20 protein-coding genes are annotated in these 26,576 nt (G+C 45.6%); 8 read left to right on the top strand and 12 right to left on the bottom strand.

The genetic code is table 11. From position 1 onward, the window contains the following. Positions 1-41: 41 nt before the first annotated feature. From atpE to OH463_RS23975, 11 genes are all read right to left on the bottom strand, one after another. On the bottom strand, positions 42-278 hold the full coding sequence (gene atpE, locus OH463_RS24025) for a F0F1 ATP synthase subunit C (protein ID WP_004727739.1): 237 nt from the start codon (positions 276-278) through the stop codon (positions 42-44). Between the two features lie 49 nt (positions 279-327). Continuing rightward, positions 328-1,095 (bottom strand): F0F1 ATP synthase subunit A, encoded by a 768-nt coding sequence (gene atpB / locus OH463_RS24020; protein WP_005533315.1) that lies wholly within the window; start codon positions 1,093-1,095, stop codon positions 328-330. Continuing rightward, complete coding sequence (locus OH463_RS24015) at positions 1,096-1,494, bottom strand: ATP synthase subunit I (protein ID WP_005447171.1); 399 nt, start codon at positions 1,492-1,494, stop codon at positions 1,096-1,098. It lies immediately after the preceding gene. A gap of 599 nt (positions 1,495-2,093) precedes the next feature. Further along, positions 2,094-3,401: a BatD family protein gene (locus OH463_RS24010; RefSeq protein WP_269992897.1), complete on the bottom strand. Its 1,308-nt coding sequence runs from the start codon at positions 3,399-3,401 to the stop codon at positions 2,094-2,096. Further along, positions 3,398-5,146 carry a vWA domain-containing protein gene (locus OH463_RS24005; protein WP_269992895.1) on the bottom strand — a complete coding sequence of 583 codons (1,749 nt, stop codon included), beginning with the start codon at positions 5,144-5,146 and terminating at the stop codon, positions 3,398-3,400. Before OH463_RS24005 ends, OH463_RS24010 begins: the two co-directional genes overlap by 4 nt. Then, positions 5,139-6,230: a vWA domain-containing protein gene (locus OH463_RS24000; protein WP_269992892.1), complete on the bottom strand. Its 1,092-nt coding sequence runs from the start codon at positions 6,228-6,230 to the stop codon at positions 5,139-5,141. The genes OH463_RS24005 and OH463_RS24000 overlap by 8 nt, the downstream gene beginning before the upstream one ends. After that, positions 6,223-6,774: a DUF4381 domain-containing protein gene (locus OH463_RS23995; RefSeq protein ID WP_009700215.1), complete on the bottom strand. Its 552-nt coding sequence runs from the start codon at positions 6,772-6,774 to the stop codon at positions 6,223-6,225. Before OH463_RS23995 ends, OH463_RS24000 begins: the two co-directional genes overlap by 8 nt. Next, positions 6,775-7,737 carry a DUF58 domain-containing protein gene (locus tag OH463_RS23990; RefSeq protein WP_029789907.1) on the bottom strand — a complete coding sequence of 321 codons (963 nt, stop codon included), beginning with the start codon at positions 7,735-7,737 and terminating at the stop codon, positions 6,775-6,777. Between the two features lie 12 nt (positions 7,738-7,749). Beyond that, the gene (locus tag OH463_RS23985) at positions 7,750-8,733 is read right to left on the bottom strand and encodes an AAA family ATPase (RefSeq protein WP_269992890.1); all 984 of its coding nucleotides are present in this window, start codon (positions 8,731-8,733) and stop codon (positions 7,750-7,752) included. 125 nt (positions 8,734-8,858) lie between these two features. After that, positions 8,859-11,165 (bottom strand): multiheme c-type cytochrome, encoded by a 2,307-nt coding sequence (locus OH463_RS23980; RefSeq protein ID WP_269992889.1) that lies wholly within the window; start codon positions 11,163-11,165, stop codon positions 8,859-8,861. A 149-nt stretch (positions 11,166-11,314) separates the two neighbouring features. Continuing rightward, the gene (locus OH463_RS23975; protein WP_005447192.1) at positions 11,315-12,862 is read right to left on the bottom strand and encodes an arylsulfatase; all 1,548 of its coding nucleotides are present in this window, start codon (positions 12,860-12,862) and stop codon (positions 11,315-11,317) included. Between the two features lie 346 nt (positions 12,863-13,208). On the opposite strand from OH463_RS23975, the gene OH463_RS23970 reads away from it, so the two are divergent. The 6 genes from OH463_RS23970 to OH463_RS23945 all read left to right on the top strand — a co-directional run bounded on the left by OH463_RS23970 (position 13,209) and on the right by OH463_RS23945 (position 21,869). Beyond that, the gene (locus OH463_RS23970) at positions 13,209-14,774 is read left to right on the top strand and encodes an arylsulfatase (protein ID WP_005447193.1); all 1,566 of its coding nucleotides are present in this window, start codon (positions 13,209-13,211) and stop codon (positions 14,772-14,774) included. Between the two features lie 266 nt (positions 14,775-15,040). Continuing rightward, positions 15,041-15,799, top strand: a complete 759-nt coding sequence (locus OH463_RS23965) for a response regulator transcription factor (RefSeq protein WP_269992888.1) — start codon at positions 15,041-15,043, stop codon at positions 15,797-15,799. Further along, on the top strand, positions 15,796-17,136 hold the full coding sequence (locus tag OH463_RS23960; RefSeq protein ID WP_038898244.1) for a sensor histidine kinase: 1,341 nt from the start codon (positions 15,796-15,798) through the stop codon (positions 17,134-17,136). Before OH463_RS23965 ends, OH463_RS23960 begins: the two co-directional genes overlap by 4 nt. Positions 17,137-17,244: 108 nt before the next feature. Beyond that, entirely contained in the window at positions 17,245-19,170 is a 1,926-nt protein-coding gene (locus tag OH463_RS23955) for a TonB-dependent receptor domain-containing protein (protein WP_269992887.1), read from the top strand. 131 nt (positions 19,171-19,301) lie between these two features. Then, on the top strand, positions 19,302-21,659 hold the full coding sequence (locus OH463_RS23950; RefSeq protein WP_239967858.1) for a fatty acid cis/trans isomerase: 2,358 nt from the start codon (positions 19,302-19,304) through the stop codon (positions 21,657-21,659). A gap of 18 nt (positions 21,660-21,677) precedes the next feature. Continuing rightward, positions 21,678-21,869, top strand: a complete 192-nt coding sequence (locus OH463_RS23945) for a hypothetical protein (RefSeq protein WP_005447215.1) — start codon at positions 21,678-21,680, stop codon at positions 21,867-21,869. 98 nt (positions 21,870-21,967) lie between these two features. Here the strand turns inward: OH463_RS23945 and torS are convergent, their stop codons facing one another. Continuing rightward, entirely contained in the window at positions 21,968-24,931 is a 2,964-nt protein-coding gene (torS, locus tag OH463_RS23940) for a TMAO reductase system sensor histidine kinase/response regulator TorS (protein WP_005447216.1), read from the bottom strand. Positions 24,932-24,974: 43 nt separating this feature from the next. Between torS and torT the strand changes: the two genes are divergently transcribed. Then, on the top strand, positions 24,975-26,024 hold the full coding sequence (gene torT, locus OH463_RS23935; protein ID WP_080573709.1) for a TMAO reductase system periplasmic protein TorT: 1,050 nt from the start codon (positions 24,975-24,977) through the stop codon (positions 26,022-26,024). Positions 26,025-26,088: 64 nt separating this feature from the next. Next, positions 26,089-26,544, top strand: coding sequence for a methylglyoxal synthase (locus OH463_RS23930; protein WP_005447220.1), 456 nt, complete (start codon positions 26,089-26,091; stop codon positions 26,542-26,544). Positions 26,545-26,576: the final 32 nt, after the last annotated feature.

Here is a 26,576-nt window from a genome sequence, read left to right as displayed (position 1 = left end):
CACCCTCTCTTCTATAACGTTATGAAAATTATTAATTCGAATTACGCTACAGCGAAGATGATGTACAAGCCGATACCAACACCGATCATTGGCACCGCGTCCACAAGACCCATCATGATGAAGAATTGAGTACGAAGCATTGGGGTCAAATCAGGTTGACGAGCCACACCTTCAAGGTATTTACCTGCAAGGTTACCGATACCTGCTGCGGCACCCGCTGCACCAAGACCGATCAGTAGTGCACCCGCCACGTAAAGAACTGCGCTAACGATATCCATAACAACTCCTAGAATTGAATTTTTTAATTAAGAAACAAGATTTTTGAAATTAATGCTCTTCAACAGCCATGCCGAGATAAACCACGGTCAGTACCATAAAAATAAATGCTTGAAGAACAACAATAAGAATGTGGAACAGTGCCCAAGGAACACTTAGTGCCCATTGCATCCACCACGGCATTAATGCAATTAGAATGAAGATCATTTCACCTGCATACATATTGCCAAATAATCGAAGACCTAAAGATATTGGTTTAGAAATTAGCGTCACCAATTCAAGAACTAAGTTCACTGGATATAACAACGGATGTGAAAATGGTTGAGTAGTTAACTCTTTAATAAAACCTTTCACGCCTTTGTTTTTAAACGTATAACCTAACACCAAAATAAATACGCCTAATGCCATCGACATCGTAATATTGACGTCAGCGGATGGTAAGTCACGGAAGTGTTCAACCCCTACAGCACGAGTAAGTGCAGGAATTAAATCAATCGGTAACAAATCCACGGCATTCATTAATAACACCCAAACAAATATTGTCAGTGCCAAAGGACCAATTAACTTGTCCTTCGCTTGAAATATTTCTTTTACAATGTCATCGACGAACTCAAATATTATCTCGATCAAACACTGGAATCGTCCTGGTACTCCTTTCGTTCCTTTCGTCACCGCATAACGGAATGAAAGGATGAAAACGAGCCCCGTCAACCAGACCATGATCATGGAATCAAGGTTAATTCCAAACCAACCGTCGCCGGCGGTGAGAAAGGTCAAGTGGTGCTCAATATATTCATGAGCGGACTGGACAGTCTCCATTTATGCCTTCCTTTCGAAGCGGTCTCTGAACAGCGGCGTTAAGAAGTGACCAAACATCGTCACACAAAAGCCTATCAGGACCACGATGTTGCGAAGAGCCATAAATCGAAACGTCAAAACAAACATCACTATGGTGTAAATGACTTTGATATTTCGACTCAGATGCATGAGGTCACGCAAACTCTCTTCTGGTTTCACCCTAGATTTAATGGACGCGAATACCATGCCAAACAGAGATGGAAGAATCGCAATCAGTACCCCAGTGATTGCTGATTCAGCGCTTAGAGTCCCGCTTCGCATGTACTCATACGCGATGAATACCAGACCCAAAGCTGCTTGAGCAATCAGAATCCTCTTGCCTGCCACCAATATTGGGTCGTCGTGAATATTAGCTTCCATAAATCACCCTTTAAAATAATATCGAATTAAAACTTCTGATAATTAAACTTCACAAAATAAAGCTGCCTAGTGACGACGAATTATATTAAGATAAATTTAATACACAGAATTAAATTTAATCTGATAATTATTATTCACATATTTAAAAATCAAAACGGAATCACTCCGTATTTCCGTTTCCCCAGAAATATACACCGATAATTTTAATAATCTAAATCGAAAAACTTGCAAATTATCATTCCATTTTTGAAGTGTTATTTTATTTGAACAAATCAAAAATGAAATATACATTGAATAAGCCGTCTTTATCAGGGTTAAGACGAAAAGCTTGTCACATGGAAGTGACACTCCATCACGAAAGGAATTAAAGTGATTTATTGGTTATATAATCTTAAATATACTATTTTCAATATATAGCTGATTAATAAACCTGTTTAATACAAATATAAAATAGATCAAAAGCAGAACGTCGAAGTGACAAGAATTAAATATATGTAGAATATATTATTTAGTCACGCCCATTGTAGCACGCAAAAATAACAACACGACGTTTATTAAAGGATATAAAAAAGGACGCTTTACTAGCGTCCTTTTCGTTTTTATTTCTTATTGCTTGCCTGCTTATCGAGTTGTGGCAAGGCTTTAGGTATCACCCACTTGAAGCGTTTTGGCTTCAACGCTTGTATCCCTTTCCAAAGAGCATTCATCAAGCTTGCGTCCTCCTGCCCCTCTTGTAGGCGCTGTGAACGCTTCTGCCAAACGTCAGAGTCACTGGCTTTACTCATTTCAAGACCACCTGTGTTGCTTCTCAACTGCTTATACAAGCTTGCTCGAACATCACCCCATCGGTTTGCTTTCACCAATCGTCTGAACACTAACCAAGGAGGCGTAGGACGAGAACGATAATAACGGTGAATGCTCAAGACGGCGATAACGAGAACAAATAGCGTCACTGCGCAGCCAATCAACCAGCTAGAATAAGCCCGAACAAAGGATTTGAATGTATGCTTGGCTTTGAAGGTCTTACCCTCAATCACCACCGTTTCCAGCTGTTTACTCTGGCTATTCCACCATTGGAACGTATGCTCAGGCAAGGTGAACTCACCACCCTGTTGGATCACATACACGCTTTCTTCGATGCGACTCGATTGGTAATCGCCACGCGTTTGCTTATCATCTAAGCGGTTTGGTTGAGGATAGGCTTGATAGCTGGCAGTAGAATCATTGGATAACAAGTCTGGAAGCAATACTGACAGGCTGTCTTGTGCATTGATCGTAATGGTGCGAGTGATTGCATCACCGACTTTCAGCTCATCGTTAGACGTTGTCCATTTCTGATCCACACTCACCTTAGTCGCAGTAAACCATGCAGACTCATCACTGAGCAATCCAGAAGGCATAGACGCTTCAAACTTAATTGGCTGCGTATAAAGCGTACCAGCGACCTTCGAACCATCAGGCGCAGAGACTTGCACACCAACAGCGACAGGTGGAATCACAAACTGACCCGAGGCTTGCGGATACAAAGTTATTTCCCAACGCTGACGAGACCAAGTCTGTCCCCCTTTGCGCTCGGTATAGTTGGTTGCTAATTGGTTACGCTGCTTTGCAATCACGTTAGGGATTTCTACGCTGCCAATGCGTGTACCACCGGTGAACCAACGAGGCGTTGCGACTTCGATGTACAAGATCACCTGCTCATTCACACTGAACTTAGGCGCTTCTTTCGTATCTGCCCCTGCTCCCTGTTTACCGACCCATGCTAACAATTCAACATTATCGCTGCGCTGCAAGTCTTGAATGTCTTGTGCGTTCGCCAAACCAGTAAAAAACAAAGTAAACACCATCAAGATAGTGCTTAGACGCGCAACAATAGAATCAGCGCCAAGTTTGAATACATTCATCATTGTGCTTGCTCCTCTTCTTGTTGTTGCGGTTGTGGCTTCGGCCCCGTTTTCACGGGTTCACGCAGTTGAATTTGGAATTTAGCGCGCAAGAAGTACTTAGGGTCGGCCTCTACGCGTTTTAACCACTTATCCGCCAGTTCTTGGCTGCCAAGGATTTCGTTCGCATTGAGTTTCTCTTTCAGCATTAATTCAGCAGCGGTTTTTTCGTCTGCCCCATCTGCCGTTTGCGGGTTGTCACCCAGTTCAAATGACTCTTCGGGTCCATCTGTTGTCCCCGCTTGGCTTTCACTGGTGCGGTTAATCTCTTCAACAATGCCGCCGATGACTTTTAGGTTATGTTCAACGTCTGGTCGCAATTGATCGCTCAAGGTGTCTTTGTCTGCCAGTGTTTGCAATAAATTACGCGCTGCCAAGTACTCACGTTGACGCGCCAACGCACTCGCAGCGTTGTACAAGCCATAGTCTTTTACCACATCTGATGGATCGTTTTGCATCTCCAAGAAAGCCGTATGAGCCAGTTTGTATTCGCCTGCGTAGTAATAAGCCGTCCCTTTTCGCAACGGATCCGTAAAGTGCTTTGCTGCCTCAAGGTATTCGTTTTTGTTGAACAGGCGCTGCCCTTGTTGGTTTGGCGTGAGCCATAAATCCCACCACCATTGAGACGCTTTATCCCAGACGGTTACTTCTTGCACCACTTCGGGCTTATCCGCTTTGAGCGAGACGGTTTCCGCCATGACTTTTGGCGTCATAAACAAAGACGTTGACACCATCGCGACAACACACCATTGCACTAACCACCCTTTGCGGAACCAAAGCATCATGATGAGCGCAATTGGGAACAACAGTTGATAACCCATGTCTTTCCAAGGCATTGAGGATTCACCATTGAGTTGCATGTTTCGCTCAACAAAACGATTCAGCTTCTCTATGTCACTATTGTCTACCGTCACTTCCACAAGGCGTCCACCAGTCGCGCTGGCAAGATTATTTAACGAGTCCAAATCGACCGGGTTGTTAGAAACAATGTCTGAGTTACCCGCAGCCAAGATAAGCAATTGATAAGGCTTGTCAGCGAAGTAGTTTTTGTAAGCGGTAATAGTTGCAGGATTAACCCCATCCGTGACCAACAGAACCGTCGAACCCGGTTGGTCTTGTAATTGTCGGTCAATCAAAGGCAGCGCCGTTTCAGCAAGTTTACCTTCAACCGGCATGATTTCTGGTGTTATCGCAGCAAGAAACGGTTCGAATACTTTACTGTCCTGCGTCACAGGCATCGCAACATGAGCAGACCCCGCATACACAACTAGCCCAGTACTGCCTCCTTTTCTTGCTGCCAATAAGTCGCGGATCTTTTGCTTAGAGCGCTCCAAACGGCTTGGCGGAAGGTCCTTTTGCAACATCGAATCGTTGTTATCCAACACCACCAACATGGAGGCTTTATCCTCTCCAAATGGAGAAGCTTGGCGCTCCCACGAAGGGCCGGCACAGATGACGATGGCAATCGCCACTATCACCATAAGTAGCTTGAGCGGCAGTTGCTTTCGCCAACCATAGTCACCAATCGTTAAGGCTTTACGTAAGTGTTCTGGAAGAATGTCTTTCCAGCTAGGTTTGGCTTCTTCTCGCCACCTCAACCAAAGCAAAAGAAACATTGGGATGAACGCCAATAGCCACATTGGACGAATGAAATGGAACTGTGTGAAGAACTGTTCTAGTCCCATGCTAGAGAAAGGAGAATCAAACATGGCGATCTCCTTTTCCGTTTTCTGCTTGCGTGGAAGCTCCACTGGTCACTGATAGTCGACGACGCTTAAATGTCGCTAACGTGAACGCGGTCAAGTACATCACAACGACCAAAGCCATTAAATAATGATGCAAGCTTTGCTTGGGGCGATACGTGGTGCTTTCATAAAGCTGTGGCTCTAACTTACCAATCTCATCATAGGCTTTAGCAAGTTCATCGCGGTTGAGCGCTTCAAACGCCTCACCACCAGATTCTTTGGCAATACGTTTGATTGTATTCATATCTAGAGCAGTTTCACCCACAGTTTGTGGATCACCCATTGCAATCACGTGGATACGTACATCTTTGGCTTTCGCGACTTTCGCCGCATCAATCGGTTCAACGAAGCTTCCGGTATCATTACCATCTGTCAGAACAATGGCGACTTTCTCTTTGCTCTCTTCTACGTCGGTGCGTGACTGTTCGCTTTGCTCAAACACCTTAATCGCCAAACCAATTGCATCACCTAAGTGGGTACTCTGCCCAGCCATCGCCACATCCGTTTGGTTAAGCAGCTCTAACCATACTTTTTGATCAGGCGTGAACGGAGTTTGCACAAATGCTGCGTCGCCAAACAAGATCAGACCTAGACGGTCGCCTTTGCGTGTTTTAGCAAAATCGCTCAACACTTCTTTGGCGGCATCAAGGCGAGTGATCTTTTCTCCAGTTTTGGACGTGAAGTCTTGCTCTGCCATTGAGCCAGACAAATCGACCACAACCATGACATCACGCCCTAAACTTTCACGCACCTGTGGCTCGCCAAGTACTGTCGGTTTTGCCATTGCGGTCACAACCAAAAGCCAAGAAATAATCAGCGTCGCACGCTGCCACCAGCTCGGAGTCAGTTGGCTTGCGCCTTCTGATGGCGTTTCGCCAATGGCGTCCACAAGCTGACTAAAAAACGGCACTTTGATGGCCATTTGTTTGGTGCGGTAAGCTGGAACGAGGAAATACACCACCAAAGGCAGTGGCAAGATGATGAAACAAAGCGGATGCTCAAACTCAAAACTGCTCATGCCCAGCCATGAAGCAAGAAGATCACCCATGGCGACCTCCTTTTAACGCCCGCGCTTTGTAGGCAAGCGTGCGCTTTTCAATATTTTGAGCGTTCTCATCATGCTCTTTCACCCACTTAGTGGCGCGTTCAAGAAGTTGTAAACACTCTGTTTTTTTCAGTTCAACACTTGGGTCAACGATACTTTGCAGCCATCGCTTCGAGACTTCGTCATCAAACATTTTATGCTTAGGGTTAAGCTCATCTAACTTGCGCAGGAACGCGGTGTCAAACAAGCGAGCATGACGGCTATCGAGATGAATCAATACAATTTTCAAAATCGAGAACAGGGCTTTGGGCATACTCGCGTCATCTGGATTCAAACGAGAAATGGCTTCAATAGCTTCTTTACGGTAGCGGTTATCCCACCAATGGTGCAGCAGTCGGTAACCCAGATACATAAGTACAATCGCACCAATGACGGCAAGGATCTTCCAACCAATGGTTTGTGGTACCCAGCTTACGCTTTCTGGCACCGCAACGTCATGCAGCTCACGCAGAATATACGTGCTTGGAGGCGTGTGTAAGTCTGTCATTTATCGACCTCCAACGAGTTTTTGGAATTGAGTAATGTGGTCACCTGATGTATCGATTTCAATATGAGGCAGCTTTTTCATCGCCATTAGTTGCGCCAGTGATTGACGTTTTAACTGCGCTTTCTCAACCAAACTGGCACTGGCGGCGTCGACTTTGGCTTTGCTGTCTAAGTTGAGCTGGTAACGACCGTCACCTATCACCCATTTCACTTTTGCCAAATCTTGGGGAAGCGACTGCTCTAAAGGGTCGCTCACCATCACCGCGAGAACATCGTTGTGCTGTTGAAGCTGCTTAAGGTGATCTAGGTGGTGCTCTTCGCAATCACGCCAATCACTAATAAAAATCAATGTGGATTGTTTTAGTTTCATGCGTTTGATGAGCTCTATCCATTTACTGAACGTCACGTTATCTGCATCAATCGAGTCCACATTTAAGCGCTGGTTAACTTGAGAGAGTCGTTTCAGTTGTGCAAGCAGATCGTTTTGTGAACGCTGGGCTTTGCTGTGATATAGAGCGGAGTCAGAAGCGATAACAAATCCCACTCGATCACCGTCTTTCAATACTCGCCAACCACACATAGCCGCGACTTCAGCAGCGACCACGGATTTCATGACCTCGGTAGAGGCGAAAAACATCGCACTGCGCTGATCAACGCAAACAATCACATTGCGGTCTTTTTCTTCGGTGTAACTGCGCACATGGGGCTTGCCTGTGCGCATGGTGACTTTCCAATCTAGGTTTCGGATGTCGTCCCCTAGCTGGTAATGACGCAGCTCTTCGAAGTTCAAACCACGCCCACGGAATAATGAGTTGTGCCGCCCAGAAAGCACACTGCCCGCTTTTAAGTGAGGCAGCAGGCTGAAGGATTCGGCTTGTGCTTGTAAACGCACTAAGCGAGCGTAATCACAATACAAGCGAGGATCGAGCCCTTGGGATTGAGGAGCAAGCGTTGGCTTTGCCATAGTCCCTCCTGCTTATCCGATTTCTACACAATCAAGCAGCTCTTGCACCACTCGCTGGTGATCAACACCATCGGCAAGTGCATCGTAAGAAAGTGAGAATCGGTGTCCAAGTACCGATGGCACCATCGCACGTACGTCATCAGGCGTTACATAGTCACGCCCTTGTAGCCACGCGTAAGCACGAGCACATTTGTCCAACGAAATTGATGCGCGAGGGCTTGAGCCGATTTCGATCCATTTTTGTAGCTGGGAATCCGCGTAGCGCTCTGGTTTACGCGTCGCCATCACAAGCGCAACGATGTAGTTCTCGACCAAATCGGAAACAGTAATATTTGGCAGTTGACGTCGCGCTTCAATCACAAGCTCTGGCTCAATGTGTTTTGGCGTCACTAATTCACTACTGGTTTCTGAACCCAGCTCTTCACTGCGCACTAAACGAATAATGTCACGCTCAGCTTCATCTTCTGGATAGTCGACGGTCACTTTCATGATAAAGCGATCCATCTGCGCTTCTGGCAATGGGTAAGTGCCCTCTTGTTCAACTGGGTTTTGCGTCGCAAGCACCATGAACAACTCTGGCAAGACGTGCGTCTTATCACCCACTGTAATCGTACCTTCTGCCATCGCTTCTAGCAGTGCAGCTTGTACTTTTGCTGGCGCACGGTTTACCTCGTCCGCCAATACGATGCTGTTAAAGATTGGACCTGGTTGGAAGTGGAGTTGAGGCTTGCCATCTAGTTCTTGGTACACTTCGGTACCTGTAACGTCTGAAGGTAACAAGTCGGGGGTAAACTGAATACGACCAAAGCTGGCATTAAGTAGATTGGCAAGCGATTTCACCGAGCGCGTTTTTGCCGTCCCCGGTAAACCCTCCAAAAGTACGTGACCATTGGTCAGTAACCCTATCACCAAAGCCTGAACCACATGGCTTTGTCCAATGACACTTTTTTCAGTTTGTTCGATTAATTCATTAATGGCTTGTTGTGCGTGGTTCATAATGTGCCCTCAAAATGCATAATTTTTGCTGTGTACATCCTACTCACAAGCCCTATAACTATTGGTTATAAACTTAATACCCAACTTATTTGTAACCATTTATAGCCAATAACTTACCGCCAATTTTAATTTGAAATTGTAGCTCGTAATTGTTGAACAACCTCCGCTGGAGCCACTTCTGCAAGCTGCTTAACACATTGTTCAAAAGCAAAAGCTACGGCCCCTTGTTTATAGTTGCGCGCTAACACTTCACACTCGGCGTACAAATGCTGCGGATTTCCACCCACTTGGTAGGCTGTGCTCAGTGCTTTGCTTGCCGCGAGTATGTCACTCTTCTCTAACGCCAAGCCATACACATACCAATACTGCGGGTTGTGTTCTGCCGTTTCAGCCGCTTGTTTCAAATATTGGTTTGCCTTAACGCCATCTCCAACCCGAAGCCATGCCAAACCAGCGCTGTAAGGCAAAGCACTCGATTTAGGTTGCGCTTCAATCCCTGCCATCAAGGTTTCTAGTGCTTTTCTGTCGTTACCTTGTGTACGGTACAAATCTGCTAAGTTGGCGTAGCTGTTATCAAAGTAAGGCTCTATTTCAATGGCTTTTTGATAAGACGTAATGGCTTTACCTGTTTCTCCAAGAGCTCGATAGACATTTGCTAGGTTGGTTCGTCCAAAACCTCGATCCGCATTGAAACGCTGGATTGCCATGTAGTCTTCCAACGGCTGTTTGATCTTGTCGCGTTGCAGCGGATTCATTTCTGGATAATGACGAACCAAAGCAGCCGCGGCTTCAGCGCGAACGGACAATACTGGGTCAGTTAGTAATGGTTCGAGAATTTGCCAACGATCGCTAAATTCATAACCAAAAGAACCAGCAACGGCACCCAAACGGATCATATCGCTTTCATGTTTTACGGCCCTCGCTAATGAAACCAAAGTGTTCTGTCCGGTATTGCCACCCATACGTTCTAGAGCAGACGCACGAATAATATCGCTTAACGATGCGTCTTGAGCCGAATATGCTAATGCATCAGGCGCACCACGATGACCAATAGAATCCGCGTAAAATGCGACCGCGAAGTGTTGTTGATTTCGGTATTTTGAATTCGGGAACCATTCGCCTATTTTCGTATCTGCCCATTGATTGGTTTCGTCTTCATGACAAGACGTACAAACGTTTGGCGTATTAATATGCATACTCAAATCTGGGCGCGGCACATGCCAACTGTGGTCACGACGCGGGTCCACTTGCATGTAAGTCGTTTCTGGCATGTGGCAAGTTGTGCATTGGGATGCCTCAGTATTTGCCTCATGGAAAGTGTGATTTTCCGGCATGTAGTCAGACGCAATATGGCACTGAGCACAAACCGCTTCTTCTGGGATCTTCAACTCTGCGGTATGCGGATCATGGCAGTTAGTACAAGTAACGCCTTTTTCTGCCATGGCAGATTGCAAAAATGAACCGTAGACGTAATCTTCGTCATAGATTTGACCATCGTGATAATAGAGCTCTGGTGTGATTAAGCTAAGACGATATTTATCTAGGAACGAACCTTTTACGTGATCTTCAGTTTCGTTGAGCTGCGTACGACGACTATGGCACTGCGCGCACGTTTGAACTTGGTGCGTCATCGCTATTTCTTTTGGCTGGAGCGTACTGTGCCCTTCTTCGTAGACCCATTCTTTTACAGCCAAACCTAAATCTCGATCAAAACCATAGTGATTCGCTGAGACGATGGTATTTCCAGATTTTTCCGCTTGTTTGGCAAGCTCTACATGTTCGCTGGCAGGACCATGGCACGCTTCACAACCCACATTGATCTCAGACCACGTGGTTGAATACGTATTGGTTTTGGCGTCGTAATTCTTTTCTAGATTCGTTGAGTGGCAATCGGCACACATGAAGTTCCAATTTTGCCCCGTATTCGTCCAGTAGAATTCATCTTTTGGCGTGGTATCTGGATATAGGTGAAACCAGCGCTGACCACCTTGTTGCTTGGTTCTCGAATCCCATGCAAAAGGAATGAGCTGAACTCGTCCATCTTCAAACTCCACCATGTATTGTTGAAGCGGTTCCCACGCAAAAGTGTAGCTAATTTTGTAGTCGTGCCACTCTCCGTCTGGACCTTGGATATTGACCCAATACTCGTCCCCTTTTCGATAAAAACGGTTTGGCTTTCCTTCGAATGTAAATGTGTGCTCGTTAAAGTCACCCAATACTGACTGTGCATCAGCATGCCTCATCGCCATATCATGATGAGATCCTTGCCACGCTTTGGTTTCTTTTTGGTGGCAATCTACGCAAGCTTCACTGCCTACGTAAGTTAGCGTTGATGATTCGGTTGATTGCGGCGTTTCCTGTGCAAACAGAGAAAAACTGACGAGCGCTGCAAGACCAATTAAGGTCTGCTTCCAACTTGCCCACTGAGTCATAACTGTCCTTGTGTGATTCTTTTTATTCTCTGATCAAAGATAGAAGTGTTTTTTCTTTTTAGACAAGCAATTACATAGGTTTTAAGAAAAACTCAAACGAGGCGCAAAAAAAGAGGCTCCGAAGAGCCCCACATTTGGTTGCAATCAATCTATTTATTGTGACTTTCTTGCAGTTTCTCCATCACCTGATCAAGTGAGAAGCTCGCAGCTTTCTGCCTTGGAGGAAATTCTTGGAATGTTTCTAAGAACTTGCCCACATAAGCCTGTGCAGGAACAAGCATGTACGCATGGTCGATCAACCAATCGTAATACGTGTTCGACGTAATATCTGCGACTTCGTATGGGTCCATGCGTAGATTGAAGATCTTAGGCACACGCAACGGTGTAAACGGTTCAGCCCAAATTTGCAACGTACCTTTCGCGCGCTGCTCTAGGAATACGATCTTCCAGTTGCGGAAACGCAGTGAGCTCAAATCACCATCGTCTGTAAAGTAGAAGATTTCTTCACGTGGCCCTTTGTCCTCTTTACCAGTTAGGTAAGGCAGGAAGTTGTAACCATCAAGGTGGTTTTTGAACGTCTTATCTCCTGCTTTATAGCCTTTCAGGAGTTTCTCTTTGATTTGATCATCGCCTGCTGCCGCTAGGAATGTTGGCATCCAGTCCATATGATGCATGATCTCGTTAGACACGCTTCCCGGCTCAATTTTACCCGGCCAACGAACCATAGCGGGAACACGGAATGCGCCTTCCCAGTTAGTATTTTTCTCACCACGGAATGGCGTTGTACCTGCATCTGGCCACGAGTTCATGTGTGGACCGTTATCAGTGGAGTAAAATACGATAGTGTTATCTTGAATGCCAAGATCATCCACTTTCTTCAATAGCTGACCAACATGGTTATCGTGCTCAACCATGCCGTCGGCATAAAAACTGATGCCAGTTTTGCCCAAGTTGTCTTCTTTGACGTGAGTGCGGAAATGCATGCGTGTGGCATTCCACCAAACGAAGAACGGTTTGTCGGCTTTCACCGCCCGATCCATAAAATCAAGTGCCGCATCTAGCGTTTCTTCATCTACGGTTTCCATTCGCTTACGAGTGAGCGGCCCCGTATCTTCAATTTTGCCATCAGCAAAGGATTTAATGACACCACGAGGACCAAATTTCTTACGGAATTCTGGGTCTTTCGGGTAATCAACATTTTCCGGTTCTTCCTCGGCGTTCAAGTGATAAAGGTTGCCAAAAAATTCGTCGAAGCCATGATTGGTTGGAAGATGTTCGTCTTTATCGCCTAAGTGGTTTTTACCAAATTGCCCCGTCATATAACCTAAAGGTTTAAGCATTTCTGCAATCGTTGCATCTTCTGCTTGCAAGCCTAGGTCAGCCCCCGGAAGACCAACTTTACTCAAGCCGGTTCGCAGCACTGTTTGACCCGTAATAAAGGTGGAGCGACCCGCGGTACATGATTGTTCGCCATAGTAGTCGGTGAACATCATACCTTCTTTTGCGATTCTATCGATGTTTGGGGTTTTGTAGCCCATGAGGCCGAACGTATAGGCGCTGATATTCGACTGACCAATATCATCACCCCAGATAACCAGAATGTTCGGTTTTTCTGCTGCGATACTGCTACTTGTCGCGCCGATAAAAGCAGCGGCAAGAATCGCTAATCGGCGTTTAACGCCATAATTCGCTGTCATATAAACCTCTGTCTGTATTAGAAAAGTGCATCCTGCACACAAACGTATAGCTCACAAAACAAACTAATGCGAATCCAATAGCATAATTAAAATTAAGTTAAAACTAAGGTCTTATAAGCTCTAAACCAAAGGGAAATTAACGTGACCCAAGTCTCGCTTCAGTTTTCCATACAAAAGGTAAGGTTTGAATATTAAACCAAGAAAACAAAGAGTTACGCGTCTACATAACTTATGGTTATAAACACTATAAAGCGACATTCTTCAATTGCATCATTAACTTAATAGCCAACGAAGCGTAGGCGGTCCCTAAGCTTCTCTTCCAACTTTCAACCAATTTGGAGTTTTTATGGCTAACCAAATGAGCAAGCTGGCTGTCGGTCTCGGCGTACTGGCAACCTCAAGCGCAGCAGTGGCGGCAGACAAACCGAATATCCTAGCGATTTTTGGTGATGATGTTGGTTACTGGAACATCAGTGCATACAACCAAGGTATGATGGGTTACGAAACCCCGAATATCGACCGTATCGCAAACGAAGGTGCACTATTTACTGATCACTACGGTCAGCAATCTTGTACTGCAGGCCGTGCAGCATTCATCACAGGCCAAGAACCGTTCCGTACTGGCTTGCTTACAATTGGTATGCCAGGCTCAACTCACGGTATCCCTGATTGGGCACCGACCATTGCAGACTTGCTAAAAGAGCAAGGCTACATGACGGCTCAGTTCGGTAAGAACCACTTGGGTGACCAAGACCAACACTTGCCAACTAACCATGGTTTCGACGAGTTCTTTGGTAACCTTTACCACCTAAACGCTGAAGAAGAGCCAGAAACATATTACTACCCGAAAGACCCTGAATTCCGTAAAAACTACGGCCCTCGCGGTGTAATCAAGTCATTTGCTGACGGTAAGATCGAAGACACAGGTCCTATGACGCGTAAGCGTATGGAGCATGCCGATGAAGAATTCCTAGAAACGTCGTTGGCGTTCATGGAAAAAGCCGTAAAAGCGGACAAGCCTTTCTTCATCTGGCATAACACAACACGCATGCACGTATGGACTCGCCTTCAGGAGAAATACCAAGGTAAATCTGGCATCAGTATCTACGCCGACGGCATGTTAGAGCATGATGATCAAGTGGGTATTCTACTGGACAAATTGGATGAGCTAGGCGTCGCAGACAACACCATCGTTATCTACTCAACCGATAACGGTGCAGAGACTGTATCGTGGCCTGACGGCGGTGCAACACCATTCCACGGTGAAAAAGGCACGACATGGGAAGGCGGTATGCGTGTTCCTCAGCTCGTTCGTTGGCCTGGCGTAATCGAACCAGGTACTAAGATCAACGAAATGATGGCGCACCAAGACTGGTTACCAACACTGATGGCAGCAGCAGGCGTTCCTGACGTGAAAGAGAAACTGGCTAAAGGCTACAAAGCAAATGGCAAAGACTGGCGCGTACATATTGATGGCTACAACTTCATGCCTTACTTCCAAGGTAAAGAAGAGAAAGGTCCGCGTGAATCACTACTGTACTTCACAGCAAACGGTGAGCTAAACGCAGTTCGCTGGAACGATTGGAAACTGCATTTCGCAACACTAGAAGGTAACATTACGGACGCGGTACGCTTCGCACCAAACTGGCCGAAGATCATCCACCTACGTGCTGACCCATTCGAGAAAGCGCCTCACGAGTCTGGTATGTACTTGCGCTGGATGGCTGACAACATGTGGTTGTTTGTACCTATCCAAGACGTGCTAGGTGAGTTCTTCAAGACACTACCGGATTACCCAATGCAGCAAGGTCAAATGATGAACCCTGCATCAATTAGCTACCAATCTCTTGGTCTACAAGGGAAAATGAAACAGCTAGAACAACTTCAGCAAGAAGTTAAGAAAATGAAATAGTTTCTTTTGCTACTACCGAAAAAACCCGCCAGCCTTGGTGGGTTTTCTTTTTTCACTTTTATCCATTCGCCGCTTGTTCTTTACTAATTGACCGCCCTATATCACACGTTCGCATCACCTCCCTCTCAGATAACGAAACTTCTAATTAGGTCGCACTTTGACGCTCTATTACTAATAACTGATAGCTTTCTCATTCAGCACATTGATTTTCACCAGTTGATTTTTGATAATAGTTCGCATTATCAAGTAATGAGTAATGCATCAACATGTTCAGTCCAACGTCAGCCACTAGCACTTCTCATCAAAACTGGTCGTCTAGTGCTCCCTCAACTGCTCCTTCTATTTTGTTAGTTGAAGATGATCCCGACCTCAACCTTCAACTCACAGAACTACTCAAAGAGCAAGGTTACAACGTGAGTTCTATGTACAGTGGTGACGGTGGAGTAAGCGCATTTCATCAACAAACGTTCGACTTGGTGATTTTAGATGTGAACCTACCTAACCTTGATGGATTTGAAGTGCTCAATGTGATTCGATCTCAGTCGCAAACCCCCGTTGTCATGCTCACCGCTTACGGTGCGGAAGAATATCGGATTCAAGGTCTTAAATGTGGTGCTGATGATTACATTACTAAACCCTGTAACTTCACCGAGGTTAGCTTACGTGTTGAAGCGATACTGCGCCGAACCCAACTGATTCAACAACCTAACTCTGCCACAAAACTCAGTGATAGAGAGCTTCTTCTCAGTAAGCAGACGCATTCCGTTACGCTTCATCACCGCCCAGAAATGGAACCTGTTCAACTCACACCGATTCAGTTCAAGTTACTTTGGACTTTAATCGAACATCGTGGTGAAGTGTTAAGTAAACCCTTTCTCTATCAGACCGTTCTAGAGCGTCAGTTCAGTCAATACGACCGTGCTCTTGATATGCACTTAAGCCGAGTACGCAAGCGCCTCATCGCAGAGGGAATGTCTAACGACCGCATCCAAACCGTTCATGGCAAGGGATACATTTTTAAATGAAAAAAATGCTGTTTTGGCGGCTATTTATCGTCTTATCCCTTGGAGTGGTGATCTTTTTCTCTCTGATTCATAGTGCTGCCATCCTCTCTAACGAGAAAATGAGCTATTTAAAGAAGTCTCATCGTCAACAAATTTTAGATTGGGGCAATACCGCACAAACCTTCATTGACCAACAAGATTGGCACGGACTTGATGTTTGGCTGGAAGAGCTTGCTATCAAAGAATCAACTTGGGCAACCGTGTTGCAATCCCATCTTGACGTGAAAGGAGGGAACCCGCTCAACCAACGTTTTTGGCAAGGTTATGGAATTGGTCGAAGTGTAGAGTGGAAGATTCACCTCGATTTCCCAGACAACCCAATTATGGAAGTCCCACTCTCTCCATTCGGATACCACTTTTTGATTCTGCTACCAGATCGAATGCGACCGGGAACCTACATGTCTCACGCGTTTTGGTTGTTTCGCTTTGTGATTCCCTTTCTTTCTCTACTAGCACTGACTGTGTATTTGTACCGTTATGTCATGCGCCCCTTGCAGCAGTTTCATCGTGCCAGTCAAGCTTTCAGTCAGGGCGATTACTCTGCCCGTATTGGGCATACCATGAAACTAGGCAACGACGAGATTAGCCAAGTCGCTCGTACTTTCGACAAAATGGCGGAACGAACGTCAGATGTGATTCAGCACAACCGCAACCTTATTGCGGACATGTCACATGAGATACGTACCCCACTCGCTCGAATTGAGATGGCAATTGACTGCGTAGATAAAAATATCGAACGCGAGCAAATGCTAGAACGAATCAAAAGCGATACTCAAAAAATGCGAGCGACCGCCGAAGACACACTGACCCTTGCATGGATTGAAAATGAGCAACCAAACTTAAGAACCGAGTCGTTTGATCTCGCCGAGCTAATTGAAATCATCGTAGAAGATGCGCGTTTTGAATACCCGGATAAACAGGTTTCATTGCTGCAAGATCATTCTCTTCCTCTACAAGACTCAAACCAAATGGCGCTCAGCCAATCTTTGGAGAACATCATTCGTAACGGTCTGCGATACACACAAACAAAAGAAACGTTAGACATTCGTGTTCTCACCAAATCCAATCATTATCAAATCTTGATTACTGATTCAGGTCCGGGTATCGACCCTAGTCTGTATCGACAAATCTTCAAACCCTTCTTTAAAGCAAATAACCAAGTCACATCCCGAAAAGGCTTTGGTGTAGGTCTTGCGCTCGCCAAGCGCCACATCGAAGCAGTAGGCGGCAAGATCACCGCTTACAACGCAGAACCAAAGGGATTGACGATGGATATTTCATTACCTAAACGACGCTAACTCCAGCTCACTGCAAGGATTGTAACAGTTGTAAAAGTCGTTTACTCAGAGTGGAAGAATAACCAAAATCTCACTCGATAATAATTCTCATTAACAATGGAGGTTACGGTGTCTGCTTCAACCGTATTTAAGCTAAGCCCACTTACCATCGCGCTTTTGGTTGCATCACAAGCGACATACGCCAAGGATGACATCGAAATTGTCGAAGTTACTGGGCACACGCCTGAAGGCGTCGATATCACAATCGATTCCGATCAGCTCGCTAAATCCCAAGCGCAAGACTTGAACGACATTTTCCGTAAAGATGCAGAAGTTAGCGTCGGTGGCTCTTCTGGCGTTTCTCAAAAGGTCTATGTCCGTGGTCTGGAAGATACCATGTTAAATGTATCTATCGACGGTGCGGAGCAATCCGGTAACCTATTCCACCATCAAGGTCGACTCTCTATTGAACCTGAACTTCTCAAGCAAGTTGATGTGAGTGCAGGTACAGGTCGTGCAACAGACGGACCAGGTGCACTCGGTGGCGCGATTAAGTTCACCACTAAAGATGCACACGATCTCCTTGCCGCAGGTGAAACCTATGGTGCGATGCTAAAAGGCGGTTATTACACCAATAATGAGGGTTACAAGGTTTCAGCAAGTTTATACGGAGAAGTCGTTGATCAGCTTGGTCTTCTGGCTTCATTTGGTTACGTCGACGGCGATAACATCGAAGACGGTAAAGGTCAGGAACAACCCTACACAGCGTTAGAGCAACAAATTGCGCTTCTAAAGCTTTCTGGTCAGTTGAATGACGAACATTACTTATCTATCAGTTACGATTACCGCAATGATGATGGTCGACGTTTAAATCGCCCTCACTTCCAGCCAAGCTTTAAAAATGCGCCTCTCGATCAAGAAACCGATCGTTCTACTTTTACTCTGAATCACAAATACGCAGCAAGCGAATTGTTTAATTTAGACACCACGCTCTACTACACCGATAGTCGCTTAGCTCATAAAGATCACCCCCGCTGGGGCACCAGTGATGGTTCGATCCAGACTACTGGTATAAAGATATTCAACACGAGTAAATTGACTGACTACACTTTGGTCTATGGCTTGGATTACAAGAAAGACAAATCGGAATTTGAAACCAACTACGATGGTAAAAAGGATGATGAAGAAAAAGGCACTGTCTATGGTCTGTTTGTCCAAGATGATTGGATGTTAACAGAAACCATCATTCTAACCGCTGGTGCTCGTTACGATTGGTACGAGTTAACCGATAACAAGGACCAAGACTTCGACTCAAACGGTTTTAGCCCTAACGTAGGTATTAATTACAATGCGTTGGAAGGCTTGAACCTATTTGCTAGTTATGCGGAAGCGTTCCGTGGTCAACAAATCAAAGAACTGTTTGTTATCGATTACCGCGAAAATGACCCAAATCGTAAACCTGAAGAAGCACGCAACTTAGAGCTAGGGGCAAATTACCAATACGATGATTTCTTTGCTGGCGTCACCTTCTTCGATAGCACAATCAAAGACGTGGTAACAAACCAAGGCGCGGTTTACACCAACGTGGGCGATTTGGATAACCAAGGTGTTACCGCTTACTTAGGCTATGCAATTGCTGATGTATCAGCTCGATTGAGTTACAACCAATCCCGTCCAGAGCTAAACGGCACACCGCTTTCTGATGAAGATTCCACATTGGGAACATCGATTGGTGATACTTGGGTACTTGATCTTATCTACCAACCAATGGAAACCCTTGAGTTTGGTTGGAATGCACGATTTGTTGAACGCTTGACCGATGTAGCGGATCCAACCGTCCATCCAGAAAAGCCAGGCTATGGTGTGCATGACGTTTACGCATACTGGATGCCATTAGCTGATGAAGAACTTTCCTTAACCCTATCGGTGAAGAACGTCTTTGATAAGTACTACTTCGACCATGCCTCATACATGGCATACATCGGAAGCCCAGTAGCACAAGGGTATGCGAGCCCTGGTCGAGACTTCCGATTTAACGTCACTTACGCGTTCTAGGTTCGAGTGAGTACATTGCCATTGACCTAACGATAACAACTCAGAAATCGGGGCGAATTGCTCCGATTTTTGGTATTTAGCGGCGTATTTTGCTTTAATTAACGCAAATTCAATTTACTCAAAATAACTCAATGAATTTACGTTTAATTTTTACACTGTCTATTGCCACTCTATTTGCGGGTTGTGCGACCTATGCAGGACTAAACTACGATAAACTGTTTGGTCCTGAGCAAGTTCGCGAGCGAACCGCAACGATTGATACGCCACAAGCGGATTTCTTTCAACATGACGTCAAACCTATTGTTGATAATCGCTGTGTGGTTTGCCATGCCTGCTACGATGCCCCTTGTCAGCTCAAACTTTCTTCCGTAGAAGGCATAGACCGCGGAGCAAGCAAAGCTTTAGTATATGAAGGCACTCGCCTCACTGCCGCTGCCCCAACTCGTCTATTTGAAGATGCACAAACCACTCAGGAGTGGCGTGACGCTGGCTTCCATCCTGTGCTTAACGAACGTGAGCAGAGCATGGCGGCTAACATGGATGCAGGTCTAATTGCACGAATGCTGCAACAAAAGGAACGTCACCCTCTTCCCGACCAAGTTCAGCTAGAAGGCTTCGATTTTTCTATCGATCGTGAACAAACCTGTCCGACCATTGAAGAATACGCGCAATATGAGCAAGACAACCCAACATGGGGAATGCCTTTTGGTATGCCGAACTTAACTTCAGCGGAGTATCAAACATTGATGCTTTGGTTAAAGAATGGCGCGATCATGAACGCACATGTACCGTTAACCGAGCAACAACAAACAGAAGTAGACAAGTACGAAGCGTTACTCAACAAGGGCTCTCGTAAGAATCAACTTGCTGCTCGTTACATTTACGAACATCTGTTCTTATCTCACCTATATTTCTCTGAATTAGATGGAGAACAACCTCGATTCTTTATATTAGTTCGCTCTGCGACGCCTCCCGGCGAGCCTGTAAAACGCATTACAACACGTCGTCCATATGATGATCCCAAAGTGGAACGCGTTTACTATCGTATTATTCCAGAGCAAGGCACTATCGTGGATAAGACCCACATGCCGTTTGCCTTGAATAAACAACGCATTGATAACTGGGAAAAGTGGTTCATTGATGCCGATTACAAAGTGGCACAACTGCCAAGCTACGAGCCAGAAGTCGCTGCTAACCCAATGACTGCATTCATTGACCTACCAGTGAAATCTCGCTTCAAGTTCATGCTGGATAATGCACAAAACACCATTATGGCTTACATCAAAGGTCCGGTGTGTCGCGGTCAATTAGCATTGAATGTAATTAACGACCGTTTTTGGGTGTTCTTCCTCGATCCAGACAAAGCGGATATTCCCGAGGTGAACGAGTTTTATCGTTCCCAAGCAGACAATTTGAAGCTTCCGGGCGAGTTAGAAAGCAATACCGTACCAGTAACAAACTGGGTGAAATACTCACGCCAGCAAGCTCGTTACCTAGAGGCTAAATCAGACTTCATCAACAAATGGTTCAAAAACGGCGAGCATCTTTCTACGGATGTGATTTGGGATGGTAACGGCACCAATCCGAATGCAGCGCTAACGGTATTCCGTCACTTTGACAGTGCATCTGTCGTGCAGGGTTTAGTCGGAGAACAACCAAAAACAGCTTGGGTGCTGGACTATGCCCTACTTGAGCGAATTCACTACCTTCTCGTTGCTGGGTTTGATGTTTATGGCAACTTTGGTCATCAGTTGATCACTCGTATGTTCATGGACTTCCTTCGTCTTGAAGGGGAGAGTAATTTTATTGCCCTATTGCCTGCCGATATGCGTCATCAAGAGCACTCAAGTTGGTACCAAGATCAACCGCGTCAGCTAAGCGACTTCTTGCAGCGTAATGTCGCACCATTTAGCCAACCGACTAGCGTTGTGTACCATACTGACGACCCGAAATCCGAACTGCTCGACATCTTGCGCAAGCAGGTTTCACCTATCCTGTTACCACGTTATGACATTGTAGATACCGCACTAACGGTGGAGAGTGAGCAGCAGTTGGCAAGCATCAACCAAGTTCGTGGAGAGGGACTCCAAACTGTGCCGCAAATCACCATGCTGATGGTGCGCAGTAATTCCGGTCAAGATGAGCTGTTTACCCTGCTGCATAATAACGCGCATATCAATATTTCTAGTTTGTTTGATGAAGAAAGTAACCGTGACTTCGCAAACGATGATATGACCATCGTTCGAGGTGTTGTTGGCAGTTACCCAGCTGCGTTTTTCTCAATTAACGAAAATCAGGTAAAAGAATTTGTCGATCAATTTAGTGCTCTAAAATCCGAGTCAGATTACGTTAAGTTACTGGATAATTTTGCGATTCGCCGAAGCTCAGAAAAGTTCTGGCCGTTTAGCGATCGTATCCACGATTGGTATCGTACAAATCAACCGATCGAATTTGGTTTACTTGACTATAATCGTTTTGAGAATCGATGATGATTTAAGGGGGTTCTCATGAGTATCCGAGACAACATTGCCGCTCTCGAGCAACAGATTTACGTTGCTTGCTCAGAGGGGGATTACGATACGGTCAACATGCTTGAGCACCAACTCGAATACTTGCGTGGCAGAATGGAGCATCCGTTCGAAGATGATCCTTATGCATTAGACACTCGGTTTGAGTGGGAAGATGATCTGACCGAATAGAAAAAAACCTCCGGCGTAAACCGGAGGTTTTTGTTTATCGGCCTTGATCTGCTTGCTCGAATTTACCTTCTGGCTCAAGCAGGTAGCAAAATAGACGTTTATTCAGCCATCAGGTTATCAAGGGCATGAATCGACTCATCAACTTGCTCTTTTAGCGCACCTTGGTGTGTGGCGTACGCCTCCAATGGCTCAGCGGCAATTTCAACACATTGGCATGTATTCATTAATGCCGTCAGACCTAAACTGCCTGCGCTGCCTTTCAATTTGTGGGCAAGATCTTTCACGCCTCGGCTGTCACCGCTTTCTGAAGACGTTTCCATTTGGCTTAGTACATCAGCGCTGGTTTGTCTGAACAAATCAATGATGTGCAGCATCTTTTCTCTGCCCAAAATCTTCATGTCTGACTGAATCACATTAGGGTTGATGATAACCATTGCTGGCTCCTCTGCTATCGTGTCTGTTGTGACCGCCGATTCGTTGTTGTCGGTCGTTGTTGTTATTTCATTATGTGGGATGCATTCCCCGCTTTGAGGAAGCAGCAGCTGTTTGCCATCCAACATATCTTGGATGAGCGCAGCAAGAGCTTCTTTTTCCATAGGTTTTGGTAAGTAGCCATCAAATCCCGCCGCCAAATAGCTTTCCACTTCTTCAGCAAATACATGAGCAGAAACCGCCACCATTGGCGTAGGTGCAAGTGCTTTATCCGCTGGTTTGTTGCGCTCTATGCGTTTAAGGCGGTGGATTAAATCAGCACCGTTACAATCTGGCAAGTTGATATCGACCAGTGCAATGTCGAAATCGTGCTTGTCAATGATCTGCTCCGCCTCTAAGCCATTTTCTGCCATGATAACTTGGTGTCCCATGCTCTCTAAGAAACCTTCCGCCACAACACGGTTTACAGGATTGTCTTCTACTAGCAGAACTTTCGCTTTCACTTTACAACGAGCGCTCGCGATGGAAACCGTCTCTACAGGCTCACTCTCTTCTAAAGGAATGGAAAACCAGAAACGGCTGCCATGTCCTTCGTCCGAATCCACATCCAAACGGCCCCCCATTGCTTGAATAATACGGCGGCTAATAGCAAGACCTAACCCGGTACCACCAGTTTGGTTCAAACCGCCTTCAGCTTGTGTAAAGGCATCGAATAAGGTTTTTTGGTCTTTCTTTGCAATGCCAATACCGGTATCCGAGACTTCGAACAGAACTTGCGATTCATCTTCTGGGTTCAAGCTGACATAGATGTCAATCTCACCTTGTTCGGTGAACTTAATCGCATTACCCACTAAGTTATTTAGAACTTGATTGATGCGCGTAACATCCCCTTTCCAGTAACGCCCTACATCACTTTCGATATGGTAAGAGAACAGCAGTTTTTTCTCTTGCGCTTTGCCGTTCATCAACTGGAATGTGTCTTCTATCATTTGGTGCAAGTCGAAACCTAAACTGCGGATCTCCAAATGTCCGGCTTCGATTTTCGAGTAATCCAGAACGTCATTCAAAATCGCCAGCAACGTTTTACCACTGCGGTTGATGATTTCTGCGTAACGCTTTTGAATTGGGTTCAGACCGGAATCAATCAGCAGACGTGCCGTACCAAGCACACCATTCATCGGCGTACGAATCTCATGACTCATAGTAGCAAGGAAGGCAGACTTCGCTCGGCTGGCTTGTTCTGCTTGCTTACGTGCTTTCGCGTGGTTCAACACCTCTTCATTCAAACGGCGATTTGCTTGTTTCAACTGAGAAGTTCGTTGCTCAACCAGCTCTTCGAGGTGCTCTTTATGCTCTTCCAATTCACGCTTGGCTTTCGCTTCGCCCTCAGCAACCACCTTGAGGGCTTGCGCCGTATTACGAGCAGTAATGATGGCTTGCCCCATATGCGCCAGCTCATCTTTTCCTTTCACTTCCAGCTCTACCGCTAGGTTGCCCTGCGCAACAGAAAGCAGCGCAGAAGAGTATTCTGTCAAGCGCTTCACGACCGACACGTAAACCACACGCCAAAGAATAAGCACAACAATGATCAAACCAATGATCGAAATGACCGTCAGCGACCACTGAGCAAATTTCAAGGTACTTGTCAGTTGTTCAACCGCAATACGGGTAGTCTGATTAGAATCATCCACCAGCTTGTTTACGGTGCTGTTTAACTCAGAGAAAAGCTCAAGCGTTTTTTGCATTAGTTGCTGAGACTGCTCGTTGTTCTCATATTGTTGAAGCAAAATGGTAAAGACAACTTGGCGTTTACCCAGTTCAGTAAGAAGTTGGCTCATTTGCTCTGAGCGCGTTGGGTCTTCTACCGCTAACACTCGGCGTTTCATGATTTTTAGGTTGTCTTCGAACGCTGTTTGGATCTGTTGAATGCGGTCTACGTTAGTCAGTGTGCGCGCTTCTTCAATTTGGTTGAGCATCTTGAAGGCGAGTAAATGCAGCTCGTGAAGTCGTTCGGTCAGGTCTAGGTCGACTTCCACTAACGCATCTAGCGCTTGATACACTTGATCTTTCTTGTTGGATTCAAGCAAATCATAAATATGCGTCACGTTCGCAACGGCAATGGTACTGGTGTTTTGCACTTGAGTACGCGTAAGTTGCTCCAACTCTTCACTCAATAAGCGCATTTCTTCTACACGCGTATCGATCTCTTTCGCTAGCCAAAGCTTGCGTTCTACCGTGACACCTAACTCCGCCAGGTTGTTAATGACGTTCTGGACGTTATTTTCCAATGCCTCTAGCAATTGTGAATCAAAAGACTCTCCACCCAGCTCTTTGATGTGAGTAAGTAAGGACTCAAGCTGATCAAATAAGACGCGCCCCGCCTCTTTACGCTCCTGTTCGTTTTGCGCATTGGACAACATTTGAACCGATGAAATGATGCGGGTACTGAGCTCTGACACTTGTCGAGCTTCAATCATTGCTGGTATGGCAGCATCTACCACGTTCCTTTCCGTTTTTGCCACCAGAGAAAACCCTGATACACCGATTAATGCTGATAACATCACCAACATTGCCATCGCAATGAAGGACAATAACAGTTTACGACCGATGCTTGCGGTAGCTAGCAACATATTTTCCTGACCTTAATATTCGTGTTCGGCGACATATTACGTTATATTTTGCAGTGTTTACTTAATCTATGCCAACGAACTTCATTTCATGGTTATAAATCAGCGTTCATTTCGCACAATTTTCAAACAATCTGCGCTAGCAATGACACTTTTCGCTTCAGTGCCGAGTTTTGCAGCAGAGAAAATCTGTGCCATTTACCCTCATTTAAAGGATTCATACTGGCTATCAGTAAACTATGGAATGGTTTCCGAAGCGGAAAAACTGGGTGTTAACCTGCGCGTACTTGAGGCAGGCGGTTATCCCAATAAAACGCGCCAAGAGCAACAATTGGCTTTGTGCACTCAATGGGGTGCCGATGCCATTATCCTTGGTACCGTTGATCCACAAGCTTATGAGCACAACCTGAGAAACTGGGTTGGTAATACGCCTGTATTTGCTACCGTAAATCAACTCGACCTTGATGCAGAGCAAACCAAACTGCTTAAAGGCGTAGTTGGTGTGGACTGGTATTGGATGGGCTATGAAGCCGGCAAATACCTTGCAGAAAAGCACCCTAAAGGCTCGGGTAAAACCAATATTGCCCTACTGCTTGGTCCAAGAACGCGTGGTGGTACCAAACCGGTTACCACAGGTTTCTACGAAGCAATAAAGAACAGCGATATTCACATCGTGGATTCTTACTGGGCTGACAATGACAAAGAGTTACAGCGTAACCTAGTTCAGCGTGTTATTGATATGGGCGATATCGACTACATTGTCGGTAGTGCGGTTGCGATCGAAGCCGCGATCAGTGAACTACGCAGTGCAAACAAAACCAAGGACATTGGTTTGGTTTCCGTGTATCTCAGTCATGGTGTGTATCGTGGACTATTGCGTCATAAGGTGTTATTTGCTCCAACCGATAAAATGGTAGAACAAGGCCGTTTGTCTGTCCTTCAAGCGACGCACTATTTGCGTCATCAACCGTATGAAAAACATGCGTCTCCACAGATCAAACCATTGACGCCAAAGACACTTCACGACGATACAATTGAAGAATCGTTATCTCCGTCAGAATATAGGCCGACATTCAGCGTTAAGGCTGTTGATTGATAGGCAAAAAGTGTGTTTTATTGAACCGTAACGACTTTAAAATCATAAAAACGGAAATAACTTGATGCAAAAAACAACTCGTACCATGCCTGCACACAAACATGTGGCATTGGTTGCCCACGACAATTGCAAACCTGAACTGCTTCGTTGGGTAAAAGAGAACAAAGAAAAGCTACAAAGCCATTTCTTGTATGCGACTGGCACAACGGGTCACATGCTAAGCAAAGAAACGGGCTTAGCGATCAAGAGCATGATCAGTGGTCCAATGGGAGGCGACCAGCAACTTGGAGCGCTGATTTCTGAAGGCAATATCGATGTTCTTGTGTTCTTCTGGGATCCGCTAAATGCTGTACCACATGACCCAGATGTAAAGGCACTACTACGTATTGCAAGTGTTTGGAACATTCCTGTAGCAACGAACCGCGCGACAGCGAAGTTCCTATTCAACTCTCCACTGATCGACCAAGAAGTGGATATTGAAGTGCCAGACTACGACGCATATATAGCAGAGCGCACTTAATTCCTCTGAGCGGATCGACTCGTCACAAATAA

Origin of the sequence: Vibrio sp. NFR (assembly GCF_027587095.1) — a bacterium.
GTDB classification, from domain to species: domain Bacteria; phylum Pseudomonadota; class Gammaproteobacteria; order Enterobacterales; family Vibrionaceae; genus Vibrio; species Vibrio harveyi.
This window is presented reverse-complemented; position numbering and strand designations above follow the sequence as displayed.

Excerpts from the sequence above, each read along its gene's own strand:
- atpE (WP_004727739.1), bottom strand. The coding sequence starts at position 278 with ATGGATATCGTTAGCGCAGTTCTTTACGTGGCGGGTGCACTACTGATC.
- atpB (WP_005533315.1), bottom strand. The coding sequence starts at position 1,095 with ATGGAGACTGTCCAGTCCGCTCATGAATATATTGAGCACCACTTGACC.
- OH463_RS24015 (WP_005447171.1), bottom strand. The coding sequence starts at position 1,494 with ATGGAAGCTAATATTCACGACGACCCAATATTGGTGGCAGGCAAGAGG.
- OH463_RS24010 (WP_269992897.1), bottom strand. The coding sequence starts at position 3,401 with ATGATGAATGTATTCAAACTTGGCGCTGATTCTATTGTTGCGCGTCTA.
- OH463_RS24005 (WP_269992895.1), bottom strand. The coding sequence starts at position 5,146 with ATGTTTGATTCTCCTTTCTCTAGCATGGGACTAGAACAGTTCTTCACA.
- OH463_RS24000 (WP_269992892.1), bottom strand. The coding sequence starts at position 6,230 with ATGGGTGATCTTCTTGCTTCATGGCTGGGCATGAGCAGTTTTGAGTTT.
- OH463_RS23995 (WP_009700215.1), bottom strand. The coding sequence starts at position 6,774 with ATGACAGACTTACACACGCCTCCAAGCACGTATATTCTGCGTGAGCTG.
- OH463_RS23990 (WP_029789907.1), bottom strand. The coding sequence starts at position 7,737 with ATGGCAAAGCCAACGCTTGCTCCTCAATCCCAAGGGCTCGATCCTCGC.
- OH463_RS23985 (WP_269992890.1), bottom strand. The coding sequence starts at position 8,733 with ATGAACCACGCACAACAAGCCATTAATGAATTAATCGAACAAACTGAA.
- OH463_RS23980 (WP_269992889.1), bottom strand. The coding sequence starts at position 11,165 with ATGACTCAGTGGGCAAGTTGGAAGCAGACCTTAATTGGTCTTGCAGCG.
- OH463_RS23975 (WP_005447192.1), bottom strand. The coding sequence starts at position 12,862 with ATGACAGCGAATTATGGCGTTAAACGCCGATTAGCGATTCTTGCCGCT.
- OH463_RS23970 (WP_005447193.1), top strand. The coding sequence starts at position 13,209 with ATGGCTAACCAAATGAGCAAGCTGGCTGTCGGTCTCGGCGTACTGGCA.
- OH463_RS23965 (WP_269992888.1), top strand. The coding sequence starts at position 15,041 with ATGTTCAGTCCAACGTCAGCCACTAGCACTTCTCATCAAAACTGGTCG.
- OH463_RS23960 (WP_038898244.1), top strand. The coding sequence starts at position 15,796 with ATGAAAAAAATGCTGTTTTGGCGGCTATTTATCGTCTTATCCCTTGGA.
- OH463_RS23950 (WP_239967858.1), top strand. The coding sequence starts at position 19,302 with ATGAATTTACGTTTAATTTTTACACTGTCTATTGCCACTCTATTTGCG.
- OH463_RS23945 (WP_005447215.1), top strand. The coding sequence starts at position 21,678 with ATGAGTATCCGAGACAACATTGCCGCTCTCGAGCAACAGATTTACGTT.
- torS (WP_005447216.1), bottom strand. The coding sequence starts at position 24,931 with ATGTTGCTAGCTACCGCAAGCATCGGTCGTAAACTGTTATTGTCCTTC.
- OH463_RS23930 (WP_005447220.1), top strand. The coding sequence starts at position 26,089 with ATGCAAAAAACAACTCGTACCATGCCTGCACACAAACATGTGGCATTG.